A 21,128-nucleotide genomic window follows, 5' to 3' on the forward strand; every position below is an offset into this window, starting at 1 on the left:
GATTATGTCATTAACAAAATCTGATAGAAGACAGAGAATTAGATTCAGAATTAGAAAATCGATTAGTGGTACTGCTGCTAACCCAAGATTATCTGTGTTTAGAAGTAACAAAGAAATTTACGCTCAATTAATTGATGATGTAAATGGAGTTACTTTATTAGCTGCATCTTCAAGAGAAAAAGAAATAGGAAAAGGTACTAACGTTGAAATCGCTGCTGCTGTTGGAAAACTAGTTGCTGAGAAAGCGTTAAAAGCCGGGATTGATACCATCACTTTTGACAGAGGTGGATACTTATATCACGGTCGTATTAAATCATTAGCAGAAGGCGCAAGAGCGGCTGGACTTAAATTCTAATATATTATGTCTAAATACAAAAATGTAGAATTGGTAAAACCAAGTGGTCTTGAACTTAAAGATCGTCTGGTAAGTGTTAATCGTGTTACTAAAGTTACAAAAGGAGGTAGAGCTTTCGGTTTTTCTGCTATTGTAGTTGTAGGTGATGAAAATGGAGTAGTGGGTCACGGATTAGGAAAATCTAAAGACGTTTCTGAAGCAATTGCGAAAGCAGTAGAAGATGCTAAGAAAAATTTAGTAAAAATTCCTTTGAACGGACAATCTGTTCCTCACGAACAAAAAGGTAAATTTGGTGGTGCACGTGTATTCTTAATTCCTGCTTCTCATGGTACAGGAGTTATTGCTGGTGGAGCTGTTCGTTCAGTTCTTGAATCAGTAGGTATTCACGATGTATTATCTAAATCTCAAGGATCATCAAATCCTCATAACGTAGTGAAAGCAACTTTTGATGCTTTATTACAAATGAGAAGCGCTCACACTGTTGCAAAACAAAGAGGTGTTTCTTTAGAAAAAGTTTTTAAAGGTTAATTCAAGGAAATTATGGCTAAATTATTAGTAAAACAAGTAAGAAGCAAAATCAACTGTCCTCTTTCTCAAAAGAGAGGTTTGGAAGCTTTAGGTCTACGTAAAATGGGACAAGTTGTGGAGCATGATTCAAATCCTGCTATCCTTGGTATGATAAACAAAGTTAAACACTTAGTTTCTGTAGAAGAAGCTAAATAACAAATACTGTTATGAATTTAAGTAACTTACAACCAGCTGAAGGGTCAACGCACAATCAAAATAAAAGATTAGGTAGAGGAGAAGGTTCTGGAAAAGGTGGTACTTCTGCAAGAGGTCACAAAGGAGCAAAATCTCGTTCTGGTTATTCTAAAAAGATTGGTTTTGAAGGAGGGCAAATGCCACTTCAAAGACGTGTACCTAAGTTTGGTTTCACAAACATCAATCGTAAAGAATACGAAGGTGTTAATTTAGATACGCTTCAATTATTAGTAGACAATGGTGTGATTACTGATTCTGTTTCTATGGCAGATTTCGTAGCTAACCGTCTTGCTACCAAAAATGAAATCGTTAAGATTTTAGGTAGAGGAGAATTGAAAGCAAAATTAAAAGTAACTGCCCACAAATTTACTGCTACTGCAAAAGCTGCTATTGAAGCTGCTGGTGGAGAAGCTGTAACTATATAACTTATCTACTAAGATGAAGAAATTTATTGAATCAATAAGTAATGTTTGGAAAATCGAAGAACTGAAAAATAGAATCTTAATTACATTAGGATTGCTTTTAGTATATCGTTTTGGTGCACACGTTACGCTTCCTGGTATTGACGCAACTCAATTAACAGGTTTAGCGGGACAGACTAAAAATGGTTTAGGATCTATCCTAGACATGTTTACAGGAGGTGCTTTCTCTAAAGCTTCAGTTTTTGCTTTAGGAATTATGCCTTATATTTCTGCATCTATTGTTGTTCAGTTAATGGGAATTGCGATTCCTTATTTGCAAAAGCTTCAAAGCGATGGAGAAAGTGGTAGAAAAAAGATTAATCAAATCACTCGTTGGTTGACTATAGCTATTACACTGGTTCAAGGTCCAACTTATATCTATAATTTATACAGAACATTGCCTGGTAGTGCATTCTTACTAGGCTTTAATTCTCCTGAATTTTTGTTCTCGTCAGTTATCATTTTAGTTACAGGTACAATTTTTGCTATGTGGCTTGGTGAGAAAATTACAGATAAAGGTATTGGAAATGGAATTTCGTTATTGATTATGGTTGGTATCTTAGCTCGTTTACCGCAAGCTTTTATTCAAGAGTTTACAACGAGAGTTACCAACAACAATGGAGGTCCAATGTTGTTAGTTATTGAAATTATTGTGTGGTTATTAGTTATTATCTCTTGTGTATTGCTTACAATGGCAGTACGTAGAATCCCGGTTCAATACGCTCGTCGTACGACAACTGGTGATTATGAGCAAGATTTAGCAGGTGGTAATAGACAATGGATTCCTCTTAAGCTTAACGCTTCAGGAGTTATGCCAATCATTTTTGCTCAGGCAATTATGTTTATACCTGCGGCTGTAGCTGGATTGTCTAAATCAGACACATCACAATCGATCGTTGGAGCATTTAGCGATATGTTTGGTTTCTGGTATAATTTTGTTTTTGCAACTTTAATTATTGTATTTACATTCTTTTATACTGCGATCACCGTACCGACTAACAAAATGGCTGACGATTTGAAGAGAAGTGGTGGTTTTATTCCTGGCGTTCGCCCGGGAGCTGAAACTTCAGACTTTCTTGATAAAGTGATGTCCTTGATAACTTTCCCAGGATCTTTATTCCTTGCTTTGATTGCTGTGTTCCCAGCTATTGTTGTAAGTATTATGGATGTACAACCATCTTGGGCAATGTTTTTTGGAGGTACCTCATTAATAATTATGGTTGGTGTTGCAATAGATACTATTCAACAAATCAATTCATACTTGTTAAACAAACATTATGATGGTTTAATGAAGACTGGTAAAAATAGAAAAGCGGTAGCTTAATATATTTATGGCAAAACAATCAGCAATAGAACAAGACGGATCAATCATTGAAGCATTGTCAAATGCGATGTTCCGTGTGGAGTTAGAAAATGGACATATCGTGATTGCTCATATTTCTGGAAAGATGCGTATGCATTATATCAAATTATTACCTGGTGATAAAGTGAAACTGGAAATGAGCCCTTATGATTTGTCAAAAGCAAGAATTACTTATCGATATTAAAGGATATTCAATATGAAAGTTAGAGCATCAGTAAAAAAGAGAAGCGCCGAGTGCATTATCGTGCGCAGAAAAGGGAGATTGTACGTAATAAACAAAAAGAATCCTAGATTTAAACAAAGACAAGGATAATTATGGCAAGAATAGCAGGGGTAGATATCCCAAAAAACAAAAGAGGTGTTATTGCACTTACCTACATCTTTGGATTAGGAAAAAGTAGAGCTATTGAGATTTTAGAAAAAGCTCAAGTAAGCCAAGATAAAAAAGTTCAAGATTGGAATGACGACGAGATCGGAGCAATTCGTGAAGCTGTTGGAGTATACAAAATTGAAGGTGAATTACGTTCTGAAGTTTCTTTAAACATCAAACGTTTAATGGATATTGGTTGTTATAGAGGTATCCGTCATAGAGCTGGTCTTCCATTAAGAGGACAAAGAACTAAAAACAACTCTAGAACTAGAAAAGGTAAAAGAAAAACTGTTGCTAACAAGAAAAAAGCAACTAAATAATAAGTAATATGGCTAAAGCAACTGCAAAAAAACGTAAAGTTATCGTTGAATCAACGGGTGAAGCTCATATTTCTGCCACTTTCAACAACATTATCATTTCTTTGACTAATAAGAAAGGTGAAGTTATTTCTTGGTCTTCAGCTGGTAAAATGGGTTTCAGAGGTTCTAAAAAGAACACTCCGTACGCAGCTCAAATGGCAGCAGAAGATTGTAGTAAAGTAGCTCTTGAGGCAGGACTTAAAAAAGTAAAAGTTTATGTAAAAGGACCAGGAAACGGACGTGAGTCTGCTATCCGTTCTATTCATAACGGTGGAATTGAAGTTACTGAGATTATCGATGTTACTCCAATGCCTCACAACGGATGTCGTCCTCCAAAAAGACGTAGAGTTTAATACTCAAATTTAATTATAGTATAACCTAGATAGAACATAGATTATCGAAGGATAAGACCTGAATTCATAATCTCTATCTTAAACAATTTAAAATGGCAAGATATACTGGTCCTAGCACAAGAATCGCTCGTAAATTTGGCGAAGCAATTTTCGGAGATGATAAATCTTTCGAAAAAAGAAATTACCCACCTGGACAACACGGGATGGCTAAAAAAAGAGGAAAAAAATCTGAGTACGCTGTTCAGTTAATGGAAAAGCAAAAAGCTAAATATTCTTACGGAATTTTAGAAAAACAATTCAGAAATTTATTCGAAAAAGCATCAGCTACTAAAGGAGTTACTGGTGAAGTTTTATTACAATTATGCGAAGCAAGATTGGATAATGTTGTTTTTAGAATGGGTATCGCTCCTTCTAGAAGAGGTGCACGTCAAATCGTATCTCACAGACACATTACCGTAAATGGTGAAGTTGTAAATATTCCTTCTTACCACCTTAAGCCTGGTGATAAAGTTGCAGTTCGTGAAAAATCTAAATCTTTAGAAGCTATCGAGCGTTCTTTATCAAATTCAAGTCATGTTTACGAATGGATTACCTGGAACAATGATCTTAAAGAAGGAACTTTCGTTTCTGTACCTGCGAGACTTCAAATTCCAGAAAACATTAAAGAACAATTAATCGTAGAGTTGTACAACAAATAATAATTGACTTAGTCGAAATTTATGGCAATATTTAATTTTCAAAAGCCCGATAAAGTTATCATGATCGATTCAACCGATTTTGAAGGTAAATTCGAATTTAGACCTTTGGAACCTGGTTATGGATTGACTGTTGGTAATGCACTTAGAAGAGTTTTGCTTTCAGCATTAGAAGGTTATGCAATTACATCTGTTCGTATCGAGGGTGTAGATCATGAGTTTTCTACTATTTCAGGTGTTGTTGAAGACGTTACCGAAATTATCCTTAATCTAAAACAAGTACGTTTCAAACGTCAGATTGAAGATATCGATAATGAAGCAGTTACAATTTCTGTTTCTGGTAAAGATCAGTTAACAGCAGGTGATTTTCAAAAATTTATCTCAGGTTTCCAAGTTCTGAATCCAGACTTAGTAATCTGTAATTTAGATTCTAAAATCAAATTGAACTTCGATTTAACAATCGAAAAAGGTAGAGGATATGTTCCTGCTGAGGAGAACAAAAAACAGAACGCAGCAATTGGTACTATTTTTACAGACTCTATTTTTACTCCGGTAAAAAATGTAAAATATGCTATTGAAAACTTCCGTGTGGAACAAAAAACAGATTACGAAAAATTAGTTTTTGAAATTAAAACTGATGGTTCGATTAATCCAAAAGATGCTCTTACTGAAGCTGCTAAAGTTTTAATTCACCACTTCATGTTATTTTCTGACGAAAGAATTACACTCGAGGCTGACGAAATTGCACAAACAGAATCGTATGATGAAGAGTCATTGCATATGAGACAATTGCTTAAAACTAAGCTTGTTGATATGGATTTATCTGTTAGAGCATTAAATTGCTTGAAAGCGGCTGAAGTTGATACACTTGGTGATTTAGTATCGTTCAATAAAAATGACCTAATGAAATTCCGTAATTTTGGTAAAAAATCTTTAACTGAACTTGATGAACTTGTTGCAGTTAAAAATCTTACTTTCGGAATGGATTTAGCTAAATACAAATTAGATAAAGAATAATTCAATCCGCTGCGGCGGATTAAATTTAAAATAGCAATGAGACACGGAAAAAAATTCAATCACTTAAGCAGACAGACTGGACATAGAAAAGCTATGTTGGCTAATATGGCTTGTTCTCTTATCGAGCACAAACGTATTAACACTACTGTTGCTAAAGCTAAAGCGCTTAAACAATTCGTTGAGCCTTTAATCACAAAATCAAAAGAAGATACGACTCACAACCGTCGTATTGTTTTTGCTTACCTACGTAGTAAATATGCGGTAACTGACTTGTTCAGAGACGTAGCTGCTAAAGTTGGTGACCGTCCAGGTGGATACACTCGTATCATTAAAGTTGGAAATCGTTTGGGAGATAATGCTGATATGGCAATGATCGAACTTGTAGATTTCAATGAACTTTACAATGGAGGTAAAAAAGAAGTTAAAAAAGCAAAAAGCCGTCGTGGTGGTAAAGCAAAAAAAGCTGAGGGTACTCCTGAAGCTCCTGCTGCTGAATCAGAATCGACTACTGAAGCTTCTGAATAATTATGAAAGTAATGATTCTATAGAAATCAAGGATAAACTAATTTTTAGTTTATCCTTTTTTTTTGATTTTTTTTTAAAATAGAAATCTAACTTATTAAGATACTCCGGTTTTATTTTTATGAATGAAATTTTTAAAAAATCTTGGAGGCACTCTTTTAAGGAAGTAAATTTGCAAAATATCTAATTACAATTGAAACAGGCTTTACCGGTTTCATAAGACGATTAAAAACAATACAATTAAAGAATGAAATACACTACACGACAAAGCGCCATTTTATTACTAAGTGATGGAACTATTTTTCATGGAAAATCTATCGGAATTAGCGGTAAAACTTTTGGAGAAGTTTGTTTTAATACTGGAATGACCGGATATCAGGAGATTTTTACAGATCCTTCTTATTACGGACAAATTATGGTGGCAACTAATACGCATATTGGAAATTATGGAGTTAATGATTCAGAAGTAGAATCAGATTCTGTTAAAATTGCCGGTTTAGTTTGTAAAAACTTTAGTTTCAATTATTCCAGAGAAGATGCTTCCGGTAGTTTGGAAGATTATTTCACAAAACAAAATCTAATTTGTATTTCTGATGTTGATACACGTGCATTGGTAAGTTACATTCGTGATAACGGAGCTATGAACGCTGTTATTTGTACAGACGGTACTTCTGTTGAAGACTTAAAGAAAGAGTTGGCCAATGTGCCAAACATGGAAGGTTTAGAGTTGGCATCGAAAGTTTCGACTACTGAGCCTTATTTTTTTGGTGACGAAAATGCTACTTATAAAATCTCTGCTTTAGATCTTGGTATTAAAACAAATATCCTTAGAAATCTGGCTAAGAGAGATTGTTACATAAAAGTGTTCCCATATAATTCAACTTATAAAGATCTGGCAGCGTTTAATCCGGATGGGTACTTCTTGTCAAACGGACCTGGTGATCCGGATCCGCTTTTTGGTGCAATTGAAGTGGCAAAAGAAATTCTTGCGGATAATAAACCTTTGTTCGGAATTTGTTTAGGGCATCAGGTAATTGCTTTGGCAAACGGAGTTCAGACGTATAAAATGTTTAACGGACACCGAGGAATAAATCATCCTGTAAAAAACATTATTACAGGTAAAGGGGAGATTACTTCTCAAAACCATGGTTTTGCAGTTAATAAAGAACAATTAGATAATCACCCTGACTTAGAGATTACACACCTGCATTTGAATGACGGAACTGTGGCGGGTATGCGTATGAAAAATAAGAATTGTTTTTCAGTACAATACCATCCGGAAGCAAGTCCGGGACCTCATGATTCTTCTTATTTGTTTGATCAGTTTGTAGAGAACATCAAAGAGGCTACTTCTAAAACGATATAGTTAATAAATAAAGGTTTTTAATAGTTAAAATGCGTATTTTCTATTGGATATTTTTATAATTTCGAAAAAAATATATAATCTATTAATAAAAAAACAAAAATAATGAGTATTATAATTAAAATTCACGCAAGACAAATTCTTGATTCCAGAGGTAATCCAACTATTGAAGTTGATGTAATAACTGAAAACGGAGTTTTAGGTAGAGCAGCTGTTCCTTCCGGAGCTTCAACCGGAGAGCATGAAGCGGTTGAATTACGTGATGGTGGTAAAGCTTACCTTGGAAAAGGTGTTTTGAATGCAGTGAATAATGTAAATACTGTTATTGCTGAAGAGTTAGTTGGAATTTCTGTTTTTGAACAAAACGTAATTGATCAAACGATGATCGATTTAGATGGAACTCCAAACAAATCTAAATTAGGAGCAAATGCAATTTTAGGAGTTTCTTTGGCTGCTGCAAAAGCTGCTGCTAACGAACTTGGATTGCCTTTATACAGATATGTAGGTGGAGTTTCTGCTAATACATTACCTGTGCCAATGATGAACATCATTAATGGTGGTTCTCACTCTGATGCGCCAATCGCATTTCAGGAATTTATGATTTTCCCGGTAAAAGCAACTTCTTTTACGCATTCTATGCAAATGGGAACTGAGATTTTTCACAGTTTGAAAAAAGTATTACACGATAGAGGTTTAAGTACTGCTGTAGGTGACGAAGGAGGTTTTGCTCCAAACTTAGCCGGTGGAACTGAGGACGCTTTAGACACAATTAAAAAAGCAGTTGAAAATGCAGGATATTCTTTCGGAGACGAAATTATGATTGCGCTTGACTGTGCTGCTTCTGAATTTTATGTAAACGGTAAATACGATTACACAAAATTTGAAGGTGAAACCGGAAAAATCAGAACTTCTGAAGAACAAGCGGATTATTTAGCTGAATTGGCTGCTAAATATCCAATTATCTCTATCGAAGACGGTATGTACGAAGATGACTGGAACGGATGGAAATACCTGACAGAGAAAATTGGTGATAAAGTTCAATTAGTAGGTGATGATTTGTTTGTTACCAACGTAGAACGTTTGTCAACAGGAATCCAAAAAGGTATCGCAAATTCAATCTTGGTAAAAGTAAACCAAATTGGAACTTTAACAGAAACGATTGCAGCTGTAAATATGGCTAAAAATGCAGGATATACTTCAGTAATGTCTCACCGTTCAGGAGAAACAGAAGATAATACTATTGCAGATTTAGCAGTAGCATTAAACTGTGGTCAGATTAAAACAGGTTCTGCTTCTCGTTCTGATCGTATGGCTAAATACAACCAATTATTAAGAATCGAAGAGGAATTGGGTAGTACAGCTTATTTCCCTGGCTTAAATGCTTTCAAAATCAAATAATTGTAAACAATTATAGACTATATTTAAACCATCCGTTTTTATGGATGGTTTTTTTTTGGAGTTTTAACAAATTCATAGGAGGATTCTTTTTTTAATTAGTCTTAAATTCCTTAGATTTGGTAAATTATTATTTTAAAGATTTATTTTCGATATATTATGTCAAAAACAGCTACATTAGAAATAGACGGTAAAAAAATTGAACTTCCTGTAATTACCGGGAGTGAAAATGAGTCTGCTGTCGATATTAACAAATTACGTGATTTAACTGGTTTTATTACACTTGACCCGGGATATAAAAATTCAGGATCTTGTACAAGTGAAATTACTTTCTTAGATGGAGAACTTGGAATTTTACGTTACAGAGGATATTCAATTGAAGATTTAGCTGAAAAAGCAACTTTCCCTGAAGTATCTTACCTTTTAATTTTCGGTGAATTGCCAACGGCTCAACAATTAGCTCAATTTGATGCTGATATTAAAAAGCATACTTTGGTTAACGAAGAAATGAAAAACATCATTGACGGTTTCCCGAAAACGGCTCACCCGATGGGAGTTTTGTCTGCCTTGACAAGTGCTTTAACAGCGTTTAACCCAAAATCTGTAAATGTAGAGAATGAAAAAGAAATGTATGAGGCTATCTGCAAAACAATAGCTAAGTTTCTTGTTATTGCTACATGGACGTACAGAAAAACAATGGGCTACCCATTGAATTATTATGACAATACACAAGGTTATGTAGAGAACTTTATGCAATTAATGTTTAAATTGCCTACAGGACCTTACGCTGCAAACCCAATTGTTGTTAATGCATTAGACAAATTGTTTATCTTACACGGAGATCATGAGCAAAACTGTTCAACTTCTACGGTAAGAATGGTTGGTTCTTCTCATGCAGGATTGTTTGCTTCTATTTCTGCAGGTGTTTCTGCACTTTGGGGACCACTTCACGGTGGTGCAAACCAAGCTGTTTTGGAGATGCTGGAAGAGATCAATAAAGATGGTGGAGATACAGATAAATTTATGGCGAAAGCCAAAGATAAAAACGACCCTTTCCGTTTAATGGGATTTGGTCACAGAGTTTATAAAAACTTTGATCCTAGAGCAAGAATTATCAAAAAAGCAGCTAAAGAAGTGTTAGAAACTTTAGGTGTTGAAGATCCGATTTTAGAGATTGCTAAAAAACTGGAAGAAGCTGCTTTAGAAGATGAATACTTCAAATCAAGAAACTTATATCCAAACGTTGATTTCTACTCTGGAATTATCTACAGAGCGTTAGGAATTCCAACAGATATGTTTACTGTAATGTTTGCTATTGGTAGATTACCGGGCTGGATTGCGCAATGGAAAGAAATGCGTGAGAATAAAGAGCCAATCGGAAGACCAAGACAAATATATACTGGACATCCGTTGAGAGACTTTAAGTCAAATAAATAAAAACATTTTAAAGCTTCACGTAACTGTGAAGCTTTTTTTATCTTTGTTCAAAATACAATAAAGTTATGTTGCAATTAAATGTAAAGAACGAAACGTCAAGATTACGTGCTGTAGTTTTGGGTTCAGCTGTTCATAATGGGCCAACTCCAACATTAGATGAAGCCTATGACCCTAAATCATTGGAACATATTAAGGCAGGAACCTATCCTCTTGAAAAAGATATGGTTGTTGAAATGGATGCTTTTAATGCTGTTTTTCAAAAATATGATGTAACGGTTTATCGTCCTGAGATGATAGAAAATTACAATCAGATTTTTGCAAGAGATATAGGATTTGTTATTGATGATACCTTTGTGAAATCTAATATTTTACCGGACCGTGAGAGAGAACTAGATGCGATTCAATATGTAATTAATCAAATGAATCCTCAAAAAGTGGTTCGTCCGCCGGAAGAAGTTCATATCGAAGGTGGTGATGTTATGGTTTGGAATGATCATATTTTTATAGGAACCTATAAAGGCAGTGATTACAAAGATTATATTACGGCCCGTACCAATATGCACGGTGTAAATTATATTAAAGAATTATTCCCAAATAAGATTGTTAAAGAGTTCGATCTGGTTAAATCTAAATTAGAAGCCAGAGACAATGCTTTGCACTTAGACTGTTGCTTTCAGCCTGTTGGAAAAGACAAAGGGATTATTTACAAACGAGGCTTTCGCGAAGAAGCAGATTATTTGTACCTGGTGAATCTTTTTGGAAAAGAAAATTTATTTCATATCGAAAGAGATGAAATGTATTATATGTTCTCGAATGTATTTTCCATTGATACCGATGTAGTGGTTTCAGAGAAAAACTTTACCCGTTTGAACAATTGGTTGCGTTCAAAAGGTTTTACGGTTGAAGAAATTCCATACGCCGAAATTGCAAAACAAGAGGGATTGTTGAGATGTTCGACATTGCCGTTGATAAGAGATTAAAAAAGAGTTTCAAGTTTTAGGTTTCAGGTTTTTTGCAACTTGAAACTTGAAACCTGAAACAAAAAAATATAAAAAATGAAACAAACAACCAATGCAATTGTAATGATTCGTCCAGTTGCTTTCAGAATGAATGAGCAAACGGCTGTCAATAACTATTATCAAAAAGTTCTCGATGGACTTTTGCCGAGTACAGTAAATGCTAAAGCACAACAAGAATTTGATGTTTTTGTTGAGAAATTGAGAGCTGTAGGAGTTGATGTTACCGTTATTGAAGATACTTTAGAAACAGATACTCCGGATAGTATTTTTCCAAATAATTGGGTTTCGTTTCATGAAAACGGAGAGGTAGCTTTATACCCGATGTTTGCAGAAAACCGTCGTCAGGAACGTCGTGAAGATATTTTAGATACACTGGAAGACAAAGGTTTTGAAATTACCGACATAATGGATTATACCTCGGCAGAAGAAGATGGTATTTTTCTTGAAGGTACCGGAAGTTTGCTTTTAGACCGTGCAAACGGAAAAGCATATTGTGCTTTGTCACCACGTGCTGATGAGGAATTGTTTATCGAATTCTGTGAAGATTTTGATTATGCTCCGGTTATTTTTGAAGCTTTTCAAACGGTTGATGGCGAACGAAAATTGATTTACCATACCAATGTAATGATGTGTTTGGGTGAAACTTTCGCTGTTATTTGTGCGGACTGCATCGATGATAAAAAAGAACGCAAAATGGTTCTGGAGAACTTAAAAGCAGATAATAAAGAAGTTATTTTAATTACCGAGGCTCAGGTTAATAACTTTGCAGGTAATATGTTGGAAGTTAGAGGAACAAATGACAAGAGGTATATTGTTATGAGTGCTTCGGCTCATCAAAGTTTAACACCAAAACAAATTGCTCAGTTAGAAGGTCATGCTGAAATCTTAAGTTCAAGTTTAGATACAATCGAAGCTTGTGGCGGTGGAAGTGCAAGATGTATGATGGCAGAGGTGTTTTTGCCTAGAAACTAAAAAGAATACTTGCCACGACTGGAGCGATAGCGAACAGGCGAAGCAATAGCGCGAATTTTCACGAATTATATTTTTTCTGATTTAGTGGTACTATTGTATAATCAGACTCAGATGAAAAAAGATTTTACGGAATAAAAAGAAAGGGATCAAACAACATGTTTGATCCCTTTCTTTATGGAGTAAGATATGGAAATTATGGCATCAGGTTTCCTTTTATGATGTTAACTATCGCGCTTACGATGTATTGTATACCGATCGAAATTACGATAAAACCAACAATTCGTGATATGGCTACAATTCCCGATGCACCTAGTATCCTGGCAAGGTAATGGGCGCTTTTTAGAATCGCAAAAATTGCAATTGCTATTGCTAAAATAGCCGCTGTAGAAATTATGATTTCGTTTACTTCATGATGTTCCTGATAAAAAGCAATCAACAAAGACATGGAACCCGGACCGGCCAGCATTGGAATTGCGAGAGGAGTTAAGGCAATGTCGTTTCTTTGTTGTGCTTCGTTCTCGATCTTTTTATTAATACCTCGTTTCTTGTTGAATTTTCCGGAAAGTAATGAGAAGCCTGAGTTTACGATTACAATTCCACCGGCAATTCGGAGTGCATCAATACTAATTCCGAAGAAAGTTAATACGTATTGACCAATAAAGTACGAGACTAATAAAATGATAAAAACGTTGATTGCGGTCCATAATGAAATTCTGGAACGTTCTTTTTGAGAATCGTGCTGCGTTAGTCCAACAAAAATAGGGACAGTTCCGATTGGGTTTAGAACGGAAAAAAGGGCAGCAAATAAATAAATGAATAAATCCATATAGTTTGGGTTAGTAGAGTAAAAATAGTCTTTTTTTAATATTTGAGTGTAAATTCATGTTGAGATATTGTTTTTTTATTTCAATTAAGCCTCTTCGAAATAAGCTGAATTAAGCTCGTACTTTTTGATTACTTTTGTACGATATTTAAAAATGATGAAAAATAAAAAAACTTTAGTTCTCGGAGCAACTACAAAACCGGAGCGTTATGCTTTTAGAGTCATAAATGCGTTAGTTGAAAAAGGACACACCGTTTTGGCAATAGGTCAAAACACAGGTGAAGTTGCCGGTGTGAAAATTTATACAAAAGCGATTCCTGTTAAAAATATTGATACTATAACCTTGTATTTGAATGCTGGACGTCAGCGTGATTATTATAATTATATTGTTGAAGCGAAACCAAAAAGGGTGATTTTTAATCCCGGTTCTGAAAATCCGGAGCTGTATCAATTGTTGGAACTTAATAATATCAAAGCTGAAGTTGCTTGTACATTGGTTTTATTGGCTACAAATCAATATTAATCTAATAAGGCTATCTTTTAATGTCTTTTTTTAATTCTAAGAAAGTATAAAAGAGATGTTGTTTGATCTAAATTGAAACTTAGTAGTCTTTTGCTAAAATTTGTTTTCTCGACTGGGATCGATTTTTGGTGTCAGAACGTTACTAAATTATTAAAAACAGTACTTTTGTCGTCATGGAATTTTCATCAAAATTAATAGAAAAAGCAGTAAACGAAATGTCGCAATTACCGGGAATAGGTAAGCGTACCGCATTGCGTTTGGTTTTGCATTTGTTAAAACAGCCTAAAGAGCAAACCGGTTTTTTGTCTCAGGCATTGTTAAATATGCGGGAGGATATTAAGTTTTGTAAAAGTTGTCATAATATTTCGGATACCAAAGTTTGTGAAATTTGTGCAAATTCGGCGAGAAATCATGAGTTGATTTGTGTAGTTGAAGATATTCGGGATGTAATGGCAATTGAGAATACCGGTCAGTACAAAGGAATTTATCATGTTCTGGGAGGGAAGATTTCTCCAATTGAAGGAGTTGGACCCAGTCAGCTAAATATTTCTAGTTTGGTAGAAAAAGTAAAATCCGGAAAAGTAACAGAGCTTATTTTTGCATTAAGTTCAACGATGGAAGGAGATACAACGAATTTTTATATCTACAAACAGATTGCCGCCCATGACATCATTGTTTCGACGATTGCACGAGGGATTTCTGTTGGTGACGAGTTAGAATACGCAGATGAAGTTACGCTCGGAAGAAGTATTTTGCATCGTGTTCCGTTCGAAAAAACTTTCAAAAACAACTAAATACAACCAATAAAAAGCTAGATTTCCTGAAGATTAAAGGAAAAGCTATATTTGCGGATAAAATATTAATAATGACAAAGAAAAGCTTTTATATATTGCTATTAATAAGTACAGTGTTTACCTCTTGTATTCCTGTAAAAGATCTGGTGTATTTGCAGGATAAGAATGCTTCGGGAGAACAAAATACAATTGCGGAAGTCGAATCCAAACCTTACAGATTGCAGGTAAATGATGTTATAAGTATTGATATTAAAGCAATAGATCCCAAACTAGTTTCCATTTTTAATAAAAGTGAGAATGCTTCGACAGCAACCGGGAAGTCGGAGTCGACTTTGTACTTCGATGGTTTTACAGTTAATGATCACGGAAATATAAGAATGCCAATTTTAGGAGAACTAAATGTTATAGGTTATACGCTTGAAGAAGTAAGAGTGATGATTGAAAAAAAATTGCTTGAAGAATATTTTAAAAGTGAGGCCAATATTTTTGTAACCGTAAAATTAGCAGGTTTCAGATATACAATAAATGGAGAGGTAGGAAATGTGGGAACCAAAACATTGTTTCAGGAGCATGTAAACATTATGCAAGCTATCGCAAATGCTGGAGACATTACAACAGTTGGAAATAGAAAGGCAGTAACTGTAATTCGTCAAACTCCAACGGGGGTTCAGATGAATGATATTGATCTTACAGATATTAATGTGATGAAATCTCCTTATTATTATCTACAGCCTAACGATTATATTTATGTGAAACCTCTAAAGCAAAAAACATGGGGGACCGGACAGACCGGTATACAATCTATTGGTACTGTTATTACTTTGTTGTCCTTGGCAACGACCGTTTATTTGATTCTTAAAAATTAAAATTCAGTTGAAAAGATGCTAGATATAAAAGATTTTTCGATTTTTGAGAATCATTCGAATTTTGATTTTAAAGGACTTTTATTAAAAATTTTAAGTTACTGGAAATGGTTTTTGTTTAGTTTAATCATTGCATTTGCAATTGCATATCAGGTAAATATTCGAAAAGAGAAAATTTACGCCATGCAAACCATGATTTCTATCAAGGAAGAAAGTAATCCGTTTTTTACCTCTAATACCAGCTTGGTTTTTAATTGGGGTGGGATTTCTGATCAGGTAAATGGAATTTCTACTATCCTGAAGTCAAGATCGCATAACGAATTGGTTGTTGATAAACTGCAGTTTTATATCGATTATCTTACTAAGGGAGAATATAATTTGGTTGACTCATATGGCCAGATACCCTTTTATTTAAATATTGATAAAACAAAAGGACAGCTTGTAAATACGCTTATTGGAGTTAAATTTATAAGTGAAAATGTATACGAAATCCGAGTTTTATTTGAGAATAATTCGGTTGCATTACTAAATTATTCTACTAATTCTTATACTAATACGGCAGTTCAACCTGTAGAATTTGTAAAAAGATTTAAGGTTGGAGAACAGGTCTCGCTTCCTTTTCTGAATTGGAAACTGCAAATAAATGACAATCCGGGTTTTTATAAAGGGAATGAGTACTTCGTTAGATTTAATGATTTTGACGGTACGGTATCTAATTACAGAGGTATAAATGTCACTTCTGATGACAAAGGAGGATCCTTGCTGACTTTGTCTTTGCAGGGAACAAATAAAGCCAGAATGGTTGATTATTTGAACTCAACAGTAAAGATGTTGATTAAAATTCAGCTTGACGGTAAAAATCAATTTGCAAACAACACGATACGTTTTATAGATAGTACTCTTGTTGCTATGGAGTCTCAGTTAAAAGAGAATGGTAACGAGTTAAAAACATTTCGAAAGGATAAGAATATTTATGAAATTGAAGATGGAGGAGCTAAGTTTTCGGATAAAATAATGGATTTTGATAAACAAAAAGATCAGATTTCCAGAAAAATAGCCTATTATAATTCCTTAAAAGTATATTTAAACAATAGTGTTGACTACTCGCGTTTACCCGCGCCTTCTGTTGCAGGAATTGAGGATCCGAATATCGTTGGAAATGTTTCGAGACTTATTGCGCTTTCTACACAAAGATCAGAAATGGCGTATGCGGTAAAAAGTGATAAAATTTTTAAGGATTTTGATAATCAGATGAATGCGGTTAAAGGTGTCTTGTTAGAGAATATCGTGAGCGCAAAATCATCCTTGTTGTATGACTTGACTATGGTTAATGCCAAAATTGGTCAGGCAGAAAGCACGGTTAAAAGACTTCCTGAGGAGCAGCAGGAGTTGTTGAAGATCAAAAGAAAATACGATTTAAATGACAATATTTATACGGAGTTTTTGCAGAAACGCAATGAAGCAGAAATTGTAAAGGCGTCTAATTTGTCGGACATCCATTTTATTGATCCGGCAAAAGATATTGGGGGAGATTTAGTAGGACCTAAAACTTCTGCTAATTATGTCCTGGCTTTGTTTCTTGGGATGTTGATTCCTTTGTTGTTTGTTTTTGTGATTTTCTTCATTAATAATTCAATTCAGAATGTTGAGGATATTAGTAAATTAACGCAGATTCCTATTATTGGAGTTATCGGAGTTGATAAAGAAAATATGAGTCTGGCGGTTTTTGACAGACCAAAATCTGCTCTTTCAGAATCTTTCCGTGCTGTTCGTTCTTCCTTGCAGTTTTTGTATAAAAAACAACGTGTCAGCGGTGCAAAGACATTAATGATTACTTCGTCTGTAAGTGGGGAAGGGAAAACATTTTGCTCCATAAATATAGCCACCGTTTTTGCTTTAAGCGAAAAGAAAACCGTGATTGTTGGTTTAGATTTGAGAAAACCAAGGTTAGCTGACGAGTTTAATCTGACCAAAAATGTTGGTGTAGTTAATTATTTGATTAAACAAAAGAGCTTAAGTGAAATAACAAATACAACACATATCGCTAATCTTGATGTTATTTTGTCAGGTCCGGTTCCTCCTAATCCTTCTGAGCTTATTTTAAGTGAAGCGATGAAAGAACTGATAGATGAGTTAAAGCAAGAATATGATTATATTATTTTAGATACACCTCCGGTTGGATTGGTTTCCGATGCTTTAGAGTTGGCTCAGTATGCAGATGTTACTTTGTATATTGTAAGACAAAATTATACTAAAAAAGATATGATTACTTTGTTGAACAACAGAGTAAAAAGAGGAGAGCTTAATAATGCAAGTATCGTTTTAAACGGATATGAGAATAAAGCTAAATATGGTTCCGGTTATGGCTATGGGGCTTATTCTAATGGTTATTATGAAGAAAAAGAAAGACCTGGTGTTGTGAAATCTCTTTTGAACAAATTCAATAAAAAATAATTTGAAGGATATGGAAGTAACAACTCAATATAAAATTTTAATTACGGGAGGTGCCGGTTTTATTGGTTCAAATTTATGTGAGCACTTTTTAAAATTAGGTCATAAAGTGGTTTGTTTAGATAATTTTGCCACGGGTCATCGCCATAACCTGAAAGATTTTATTGAGAATCCAAATTTTAAATTGATTGAAGGTGATATTCGCAACATAACCGATTGTGTTGCTGCGGTTGATGGTGTTGATTATGTTTTGCATCAGGCGGCTTTAGGTTCTGTGCCAAGATCAATAAACGATCCGATAACCACAAACGATGTTAATGTGTCGGGTTTTTTAAATATGTTGACAGCGTCCCGTGATACGAAGGTAAAGAGATTTATATATGCGGCGAGCTCTTCTACCTACGGAGATTCTGAAGGATTGCCAAAAGTTGAAGAGGTTATAGGTAAGCCATTGTCTCCCTATGCCATTACAAAATATGTAAACGAATTATATGCTGAAATTTTCAGTAAAACATATGGTTTGGAAACAATAGGATTGCGCTATTTTAATGTTTTTGGACGAAAACAAGATCCAAAAGGAGCTTATGCAGCCGTAATTCCTAAGTTTGTGATGCAATTTATGAATTATGAAAGTCCGGTTATTAACGGTGACGGAAATTACTCGCGTGATTTTACCTATATTGATAATGTGATTCAGATGAACGAATTGGCAATGTTAAGTCAAAATCCCGAAGCCGTAAATACAGTTTACAATACAGCATTTGGTGATCGCAATACTTTAAATGATTTGACAGGTTATTTGAAAAAATACTTAAGTGAATTGGATTCAAAGATTGCTGATGTAGAAGTTGTTTATGGTGAAAATAGAGCAGGCGATATTCCGCATTCATTAGCAAGTATTGCTAAAGCCAGAAAAATGTTGGGGTATGATCCGAAATATTCTTTACAGGAAGGATTAAAAGAAGCTGTCAGTTGGTACTGGAGCAATTTGAAATAAATCAAAGATTAAGATATTAAATTAAATTAAATGGAAGTAACAAAAATTTGTTGCATTGGTGCAGGTTATGTTGGAGGTCCGACGATGGCAGTAATTGCTCAAAAATGTCCACATATTCAAGTGACTGTTGTTGATTTGAACGAACAAAGAATTAAAGACTGGAATGATCCAAATACCGATAATATTCCGATTTACGAACCGGGACTTTCAGAAATTGTAGCAGAGGCAAGAGGGAGAAATCTTTTCTTTTCAACAGAAGTTGAAAAAGCAATTGATGAAGCTCAGGTGATTTTTATCTCAGTAAATACGCCAACCAAAACCTATGGAAAAGGAAAAGGCATGGCTGCTGATTTGAAATATATTGAATTATGCGCAAGACAAATTGCTAAAGTTGCAAAAGAAAATAAAATTGTAGTTGAGAAATCGACTTTGCCGGTACGTACGGCAGAAGCAATAAAAAGTATTTTAGACAATACCGGAAATGGAGTTCAGTTTCAAATTTTATCAAATCCTGAATTTTTAGCAGAAGGAACTGCCGTTACCGATTTATTGAATCCGGATCGAATTTTAATTGGCGGTGATACCACTCCTGAAGGAGAAGTAGCTATAAAAGCTTTGGTGGATGTATATGCGAACTGGGTGAGCAAAGATAAAATTCTGACTACAAATGTTTGGTCTTCAGAATTGTCTAAACTTACAGCAAATGCCTTTTTGGCGCAACGTATTTCGTCTATAAATGCGATGTCTGAATTGTGTGAGAAAACAGGCGCTGATGTAAACGAGGTAGCGAGAGCAATAGGAATGGACAGTAGAATTGGATCAAAATTCTTAAAAGCCTCTGTTGGTTTTGGTGGATCTTGCTTTCAAAAGGATATTTTAAATTTAGTTTATATTGCAAAAACATACGGATTGAATGAAGTAGCCGATTATTGGGAGCAGGTTATTATTATGAACGACCATCAGAAGAGAAGATTTTCAAGCAAAATCGTTCAGACCTTATATAATACTGTTGCAGATAAGAAGATTACGTTTTTGGGTTGGGCATTCAAAAAAGATACCAACGATACCCGTGAGTCTGCGGCAATATATGTAGCCGATGATTTGATCAATGAACAAGCAAAAATCTCTGTTTACGACCCTAAAGTTTCAAGAAATAAAATGCTGACGGATCTAAATTATTTAGAAACAAGATCAGTTAAAGAGAATAATAATGCAGTTTTGACGTTTGATAATCCTTATGAAGCCTGCAAAGGAGCTCATGCGATTGCAATTCTTACCGAATGGGATGAATTTACAACATACGACTGGCAAAAAATCTATGATTCAATGCACAAGCCGGCATTTGTTTTTGACGGAAGAAATATATTGAATGCGCAACAGTTGGAGGCTATTGGATTTGTTTATAACGGAATTGGTTCATAATCGATAATTAATTCTTGATTTAAAATTGGACAGGAAGCGAATAAAGCGGTAGAATTAAAAATTTTATTTCATTAGAGAAGTGATATGAATTGGTACGTAGTTTATACAAAACCCAAATGGGAAAAGAAGGTTGCTGAAAAATTAAATCAATCAGGGATTGAATGCTATTGTCCGGTAGTTACTCAGATTAAGCAATGGTCGGACAGAAAGAAAAAAATTGAAGTACCTCTTTTTAATTCCTATGTATTTGTTCAATTGCCAGATATAGATCGAAATACTGTTTTTCAGGTTGCCGGTGTAGTCCGCTATTTGTTTTGGTTAGGAAAACCGGCGATTGTTAAAGACGAGGAAATCGCTGTAATAAAAAAGGGTCTTTCGGATTCAAATGTAAGTGATATTTCGGTAGCGGCATTTCAGGTTGGTGATCGGATAAAACTGGAGTCCGGTGCTTTTAGTAGTCAGGATGCAATTGTTAGGGAAATTTCTAATACACATTATATTTTAGTATTAGAATCTTTAGGATGTGTTTTGAAGATTAAGTATAAGTAGTGATCTTCATGTGTAAGATAAAAGACATAAGTTAATTAATGGAGAGTGAAATTCATTTTTAGTGTTTTTCATTCTCTTTTTTTTGCAAATAAAATCGCACCGTTTTGATTTGTAAAGCTTTGTATTTATAGGTTTTTTTGTTTTTAAGTCTGTTAATAAACGTATTGAATTAATTGACTTAATGTGTTATATTTGCCAAAAATGATTTTTCCGGTTTCTGTGTCGATTTATGTGACAGGGAAAGGCGTAGCCGTGAGTTTTAA

25 protein-coding genes are annotated in these 21,128 nt (G+C 34.6%); 24 read left to right on the forward strand and 1 reads right to left on the reverse strand.

Annotated elements, in window-relative coordinates:
* The first annotated feature begins 4 nt into the window (after positions 1-4).
* The 17 genes from rplR (at position 5) to ctlX (ending at position 12,443) form a co-directional block, all read left to right on the forward strand.
* On the forward strand, positions 5-355 hold the full coding sequence (rplR, locus tag G3A47_RS08060) for a 50S ribosomal protein L18 (RefSeq protein WP_166921660.1): 351 nt from the start codon (positions 5-7) through the stop codon (positions 353-355).
* A gap of 3 nt (positions 356-358) precedes the next feature.
* A complete protein-coding gene (gene rpsE, locus G3A47_RS08065) occupies positions 359-883 on the forward strand; it encodes a 30S ribosomal protein S5 (RefSeq protein ID WP_085950926.1) in 525 nt (174 codons plus the stop codon).
* Between the two features lie 12 nt (positions 884-895).
* The gene (gene rpmD, locus G3A47_RS08070) at positions 896-1,078 is read left to right on the forward strand and encodes a 50S ribosomal protein L30 (RefSeq protein WP_017495010.1); all 183 of its coding nucleotides are present in this window, start codon (positions 896-898) and stop codon (positions 1,076-1,078) included.
* 11 nt (positions 1,079-1,089) lie between these two features.
* On the forward strand, positions 1,090-1,542 hold the full coding sequence (rplO, locus tag G3A47_RS08075) for a 50S ribosomal protein L15 (protein ID WP_166921661.1): 453 nt from the start codon (positions 1,090-1,092) through the stop codon (positions 1,540-1,542).
* 13 nt (positions 1,543-1,555) lie between these two features.
* Entirely contained in the window at positions 1,556-2,902 is a 1,347-nt protein-coding gene (secY, locus tag G3A47_RS08080; protein WP_166921662.1) for a preprotein translocase subunit SecY, read from the forward strand.
* Positions 2,903-2,909: 7 nt separating this feature from the next.
* Positions 2,910-3,125, forward strand: a complete 216-nt coding sequence (gene infA, locus G3A47_RS08085; RefSeq protein ID WP_007136545.1) for a translation initiation factor IF-1 — start codon at positions 2,910-2,912, stop codon at positions 3,123-3,125.
* A gap of 12 nt (positions 3,126-3,137) precedes the next feature.
* Positions 3,138-3,254 carry a type B 50S ribosomal protein L36 gene (gene ykgO, locus G3A47_RS08090; RefSeq protein WP_002987490.1) on the forward strand — a complete coding sequence of 39 codons (117 nt, stop codon included), beginning with the start codon at positions 3,138-3,140 and terminating at the stop codon, positions 3,252-3,254.
* 2 nt (positions 3,255-3,256) lie between these two features.
* Entirely contained in the window at positions 3,257-3,631 is a 375-nt protein-coding gene (gene rpsM / locus G3A47_RS08095) for a 30S ribosomal protein S13 (RefSeq protein WP_166921663.1), read from the forward strand.
* Positions 3,632-3,639: 8 nt separating this feature from the next.
* Positions 3,640-4,023, forward strand: a complete 384-nt coding sequence (gene rpsK, locus G3A47_RS08100) for a 30S ribosomal protein S11 (protein WP_007803677.1) — start codon at positions 3,640-3,642, stop codon at positions 4,021-4,023.
* A 92-nt stretch (positions 4,024-4,115) separates the two neighbouring features.
* Complete coding sequence (gene rpsD, locus G3A47_RS08105) at positions 4,116-4,721, forward strand: 30S ribosomal protein S4 (RefSeq protein ID WP_029272055.1); 606 nt, start codon at positions 4,116-4,118, stop codon at positions 4,719-4,721.
* A 21-nt stretch (positions 4,722-4,742) separates the two neighbouring features.
* Positions 4,743-5,735, forward strand: a complete 993-nt coding sequence (locus G3A47_RS08110; protein ID WP_026109818.1) for a DNA-directed RNA polymerase subunit alpha — start codon at positions 4,743-4,745, stop codon at positions 5,733-5,735.
* Between the two features lie 36 nt (positions 5,736-5,771).
* Positions 5,772-6,260, forward strand: coding sequence for a 50S ribosomal protein L17 (rplQ, locus tag G3A47_RS08115; RefSeq protein ID WP_166921664.1), 489 nt, complete (start codon positions 5,772-5,774; stop codon positions 6,258-6,260).
* Between the two features lie 244 nt (positions 6,261-6,504).
* Positions 6,505-7,623 (forward strand): glutamine-hydrolyzing carbamoyl-phosphate synthase small subunit, encoded by a 1,119-nt coding sequence (gene carA, locus G3A47_RS08120; RefSeq protein ID WP_166921665.1) that lies wholly within the window; start codon positions 6,505-6,507, stop codon positions 7,621-7,623.
* Between the two features lie 102 nt (positions 7,624-7,725).
* Positions 7,726-9,018 (forward strand): phosphopyruvate hydratase, encoded by a 1,293-nt coding sequence (gene eno / locus G3A47_RS08125; RefSeq protein WP_166921666.1) that lies wholly within the window; start codon positions 7,726-7,728, stop codon positions 9,016-9,018.
* Positions 9,019-9,174: 156 nt separating this feature from the next.
* A complete protein-coding gene (locus tag G3A47_RS08130) occupies positions 9,175-10,452 on the forward strand; it encodes a citrate synthase (protein ID WP_166921667.1) in 1,278 nt (425 codons plus the stop codon).
* Positions 10,453-10,517: 65 nt separating this feature from the next.
* Entirely contained in the window at positions 10,518-11,432 is a 915-nt protein-coding gene (locus G3A47_RS08135; protein ID WP_166921668.1) for a dimethylarginine dimethylaminohydrolase family protein, read from the forward strand.
* Positions 11,433-11,507: 75 nt separating this feature from the next.
* Positions 11,508-12,443 (forward strand): citrulline utilization hydrolase CtlX, encoded by a 936-nt coding sequence (ctlX, locus tag G3A47_RS08140; protein WP_166921669.1) that lies wholly within the window; start codon positions 11,508-11,510, stop codon positions 12,441-12,443.
* A 193-nt stretch (positions 12,444-12,636) separates the two neighbouring features.
* Here the strand turns inward: ctlX and G3A47_RS08145 are convergent, their stop codons facing one another.
* Positions 12,637-13,269 carry a MarC family NAAT transporter gene (locus G3A47_RS08145; protein ID WP_166921670.1) on the reverse strand — a complete coding sequence of 211 codons (633 nt, stop codon included), beginning with the start codon at positions 13,267-13,269 and terminating at the stop codon, positions 12,637-12,639.
* 154 nt (positions 13,270-13,423) lie between these two features.
* Between G3A47_RS08145 and G3A47_RS08150 the strand changes: the two genes are divergently transcribed.
* From G3A47_RS08150 to G3A47_RS08180, 7 genes are all read left to right on the forward strand, one after another.
* Positions 13,424-13,789, forward strand: coding sequence for a CoA-binding protein (locus G3A47_RS08150; protein WP_166921933.1), 366 nt, complete (start codon positions 13,424-13,426; stop codon positions 13,787-13,789).
* A 173-nt stretch (positions 13,790-13,962) separates the two neighbouring features.
* Entirely contained in the window at positions 13,963-14,583 is a 621-nt protein-coding gene (recR, locus tag G3A47_RS08155) for a recombination mediator RecR (RefSeq protein ID WP_166921671.1), read from the forward strand.
* Between the two features lie 71 nt (positions 14,584-14,654).
* Positions 14,655-15,449 carry a polysaccharide biosynthesis/export family protein gene (locus G3A47_RS08160; protein ID WP_166921672.1) on the forward strand — a complete coding sequence of 265 codons (795 nt, stop codon included), beginning with the start codon at positions 14,655-14,657 and terminating at the stop codon, positions 15,447-15,449.
* A 15-nt stretch (positions 15,450-15,464) separates the two neighbouring features.
* On the forward strand, positions 15,465-17,900 hold the full coding sequence (locus tag G3A47_RS08165; RefSeq protein WP_166921673.1) for a polysaccharide biosynthesis tyrosine autokinase: 2,436 nt from the start codon (positions 15,465-15,467) through the stop codon (positions 17,898-17,900).
* Positions 17,901-17,910: 10 nt separating this feature from the next.
* Positions 17,911-18,894 carry an SDR family oxidoreductase gene (locus G3A47_RS08170; protein WP_166921674.1) on the forward strand — a complete coding sequence of 328 codons (984 nt, stop codon included), beginning with the start codon at positions 17,911-17,913 and terminating at the stop codon, positions 18,892-18,894.
* Positions 18,895-18,924: 30 nt separating this feature from the next.
* On the forward strand, positions 18,925-20,316 hold the full coding sequence (locus tag G3A47_RS08175; RefSeq protein ID WP_166921675.1) for a UDP-glucose 6-dehydrogenase: 1,392 nt from the start codon (positions 18,925-18,927) through the stop codon (positions 20,314-20,316).
* Between the two features lie 84 nt (positions 20,317-20,400).
* Positions 20,401-20,865: a UpxY family transcription antiterminator gene (locus G3A47_RS08180; RefSeq protein ID WP_166921676.1), complete on the forward strand. Its 465-nt coding sequence runs from the start codon at positions 20,401-20,403 to the stop codon at positions 20,863-20,865.
* Positions 20,866-21,128 lie beyond the last annotated feature (263 nt).

Source organism: Flavobacterium poyangense (assembly GCF_011751075.1).
In the GTDB taxonomy this organism is placed as follows: Bacteria; Bacteroidota; Bacteroidia; order Flavobacteriales; family Flavobacteriaceae; genus Flavobacterium; species Flavobacterium poyangense.

Bases quoted from the DNA above. Each gene is read 5' to 3' on its own strand.
- G3A47_RS08175 (WP_166921675.1), top strand. From the start codon at position 18,925: ATGGAAGTAACAAAAATTTGTTGCATTGGTGCAGGTTATGTTGGAGGT.
- G3A47_RS08135 (WP_166921668.1), top strand. From the start codon at position 10,518: ATGTTGCAATTAAATGTAAAGAACGAAACGTCAAGATTACGTGCTGTA.
- G3A47_RS08180 (WP_166921676.1), top strand. From the start codon at position 20,401: ATGAATTGGTACGTAGTTTATACAAAACCCAAATGGGAAAAGAAGGTT.
- G3A47_RS08145 (WP_166921670.1), bottom strand. From the start codon at position 13,269: ATGGATTTATTCATTTATTTATTTGCTGCCCTTTTTTCCGTTCTAAAC.
- rplO (WP_166921661.1), top strand. From the start codon at position 1,090: ATGAATTTAAGTAACTTACAACCAGCTGAAGGGTCAACGCACAATCAA.
- G3A47_RS08165 (WP_166921673.1), top strand. From the start codon at position 15,465: ATGCTAGATATAAAAGATTTTTCGATTTTTGAGAATCATTCGAATTTT.
- eno (WP_166921666.1), top strand. From the start codon at position 7,726: ATGAGTATTATAATTAAAATTCACGCAAGACAAATTCTTGATTCCAGA.
- rpsM (WP_166921663.1), top strand. From the start codon at position 3,257: ATGGCAAGAATAGCAGGGGTAGATATCCCAAAAAACAAAAGAGGTGTT.
- infA (WP_007136545.1), top strand. From the start codon at position 2,910: ATGGCAAAACAATCAGCAATAGAACAAGACGGATCAATCATTGAAGCA.
- rpsK (WP_007803677.1), top strand. From the start codon at position 3,640: ATGGCTAAAGCAACTGCAAAAAAACGTAAAGTTATCGTTGAATCAACG.
- secY (WP_166921662.1), top strand. From the start codon at position 1,556: ATGAAGAAATTTATTGAATCAATAAGTAATGTTTGGAAAATCGAAGAA.
- G3A47_RS08150 (WP_166921933.1), top strand. From the start codon at position 13,424: ATGAAAAATAAAAAAACTTTAGTTCTCGGAGCAACTACAAAACCGGAG.
- ctlX (WP_166921669.1), top strand. From the start codon at position 11,508: ATGAAACAAACAACCAATGCAATTGTAATGATTCGTCCAGTTGCTTTC.
- G3A47_RS08160 (WP_166921672.1), top strand. From the start codon at position 14,655: ATGACAAAGAAAAGCTTTTATATATTGCTATTAATAAGTACAGTGTTT.
- rpsD (WP_029272055.1), top strand. From the start codon at position 4,116: ATGGCAAGATATACTGGTCCTAGCACAAGAATCGCTCGTAAATTTGGC.
- rpmD (WP_017495010.1), top strand. From the start codon at position 896: ATGGCTAAATTATTAGTAAAACAAGTAAGAAGCAAAATCAACTGTCCT.
- G3A47_RS08130 (WP_166921667.1), top strand. From the start codon at position 9,175: ATGTCAAAAACAGCTACATTAGAAATAGACGGTAAAAAAATTGAACTT.
- rplQ (WP_166921664.1), top strand. From the start codon at position 5,772: ATGAGACACGGAAAAAAATTCAATCACTTAAGCAGACAGACTGGACAT.
- carA (WP_166921665.1), top strand. From the start codon at position 6,505: ATGAAATACACTACACGACAAAGCGCCATTTTATTACTAAGTGATGGA.
- rplR (WP_166921660.1), top strand. From the start codon at position 5: ATGTCATTAACAAAATCTGATAGAAGACAGAGAATTAGATTCAGAATT.
- G3A47_RS08170 (WP_166921674.1), top strand. From the start codon at position 17,911: ATGGAAGTAACAACTCAATATAAAATTTTAATTACGGGAGGTGCCGGT.
- recR (WP_166921671.1), top strand. From the start codon at position 13,963: ATGGAATTTTCATCAAAATTAATAGAAAAAGCAGTAAACGAAATGTCG.
- G3A47_RS08110 (WP_026109818.1), top strand. From the start codon at position 4,743: ATGGCAATATTTAATTTTCAAAAGCCCGATAAAGTTATCATGATCGAT.
- ykgO (WP_002987490.1), top strand. From the start codon at position 3,138: ATGAAAGTTAGAGCATCAGTAAAAAAGAGAAGCGCCGAGTGCATTATC.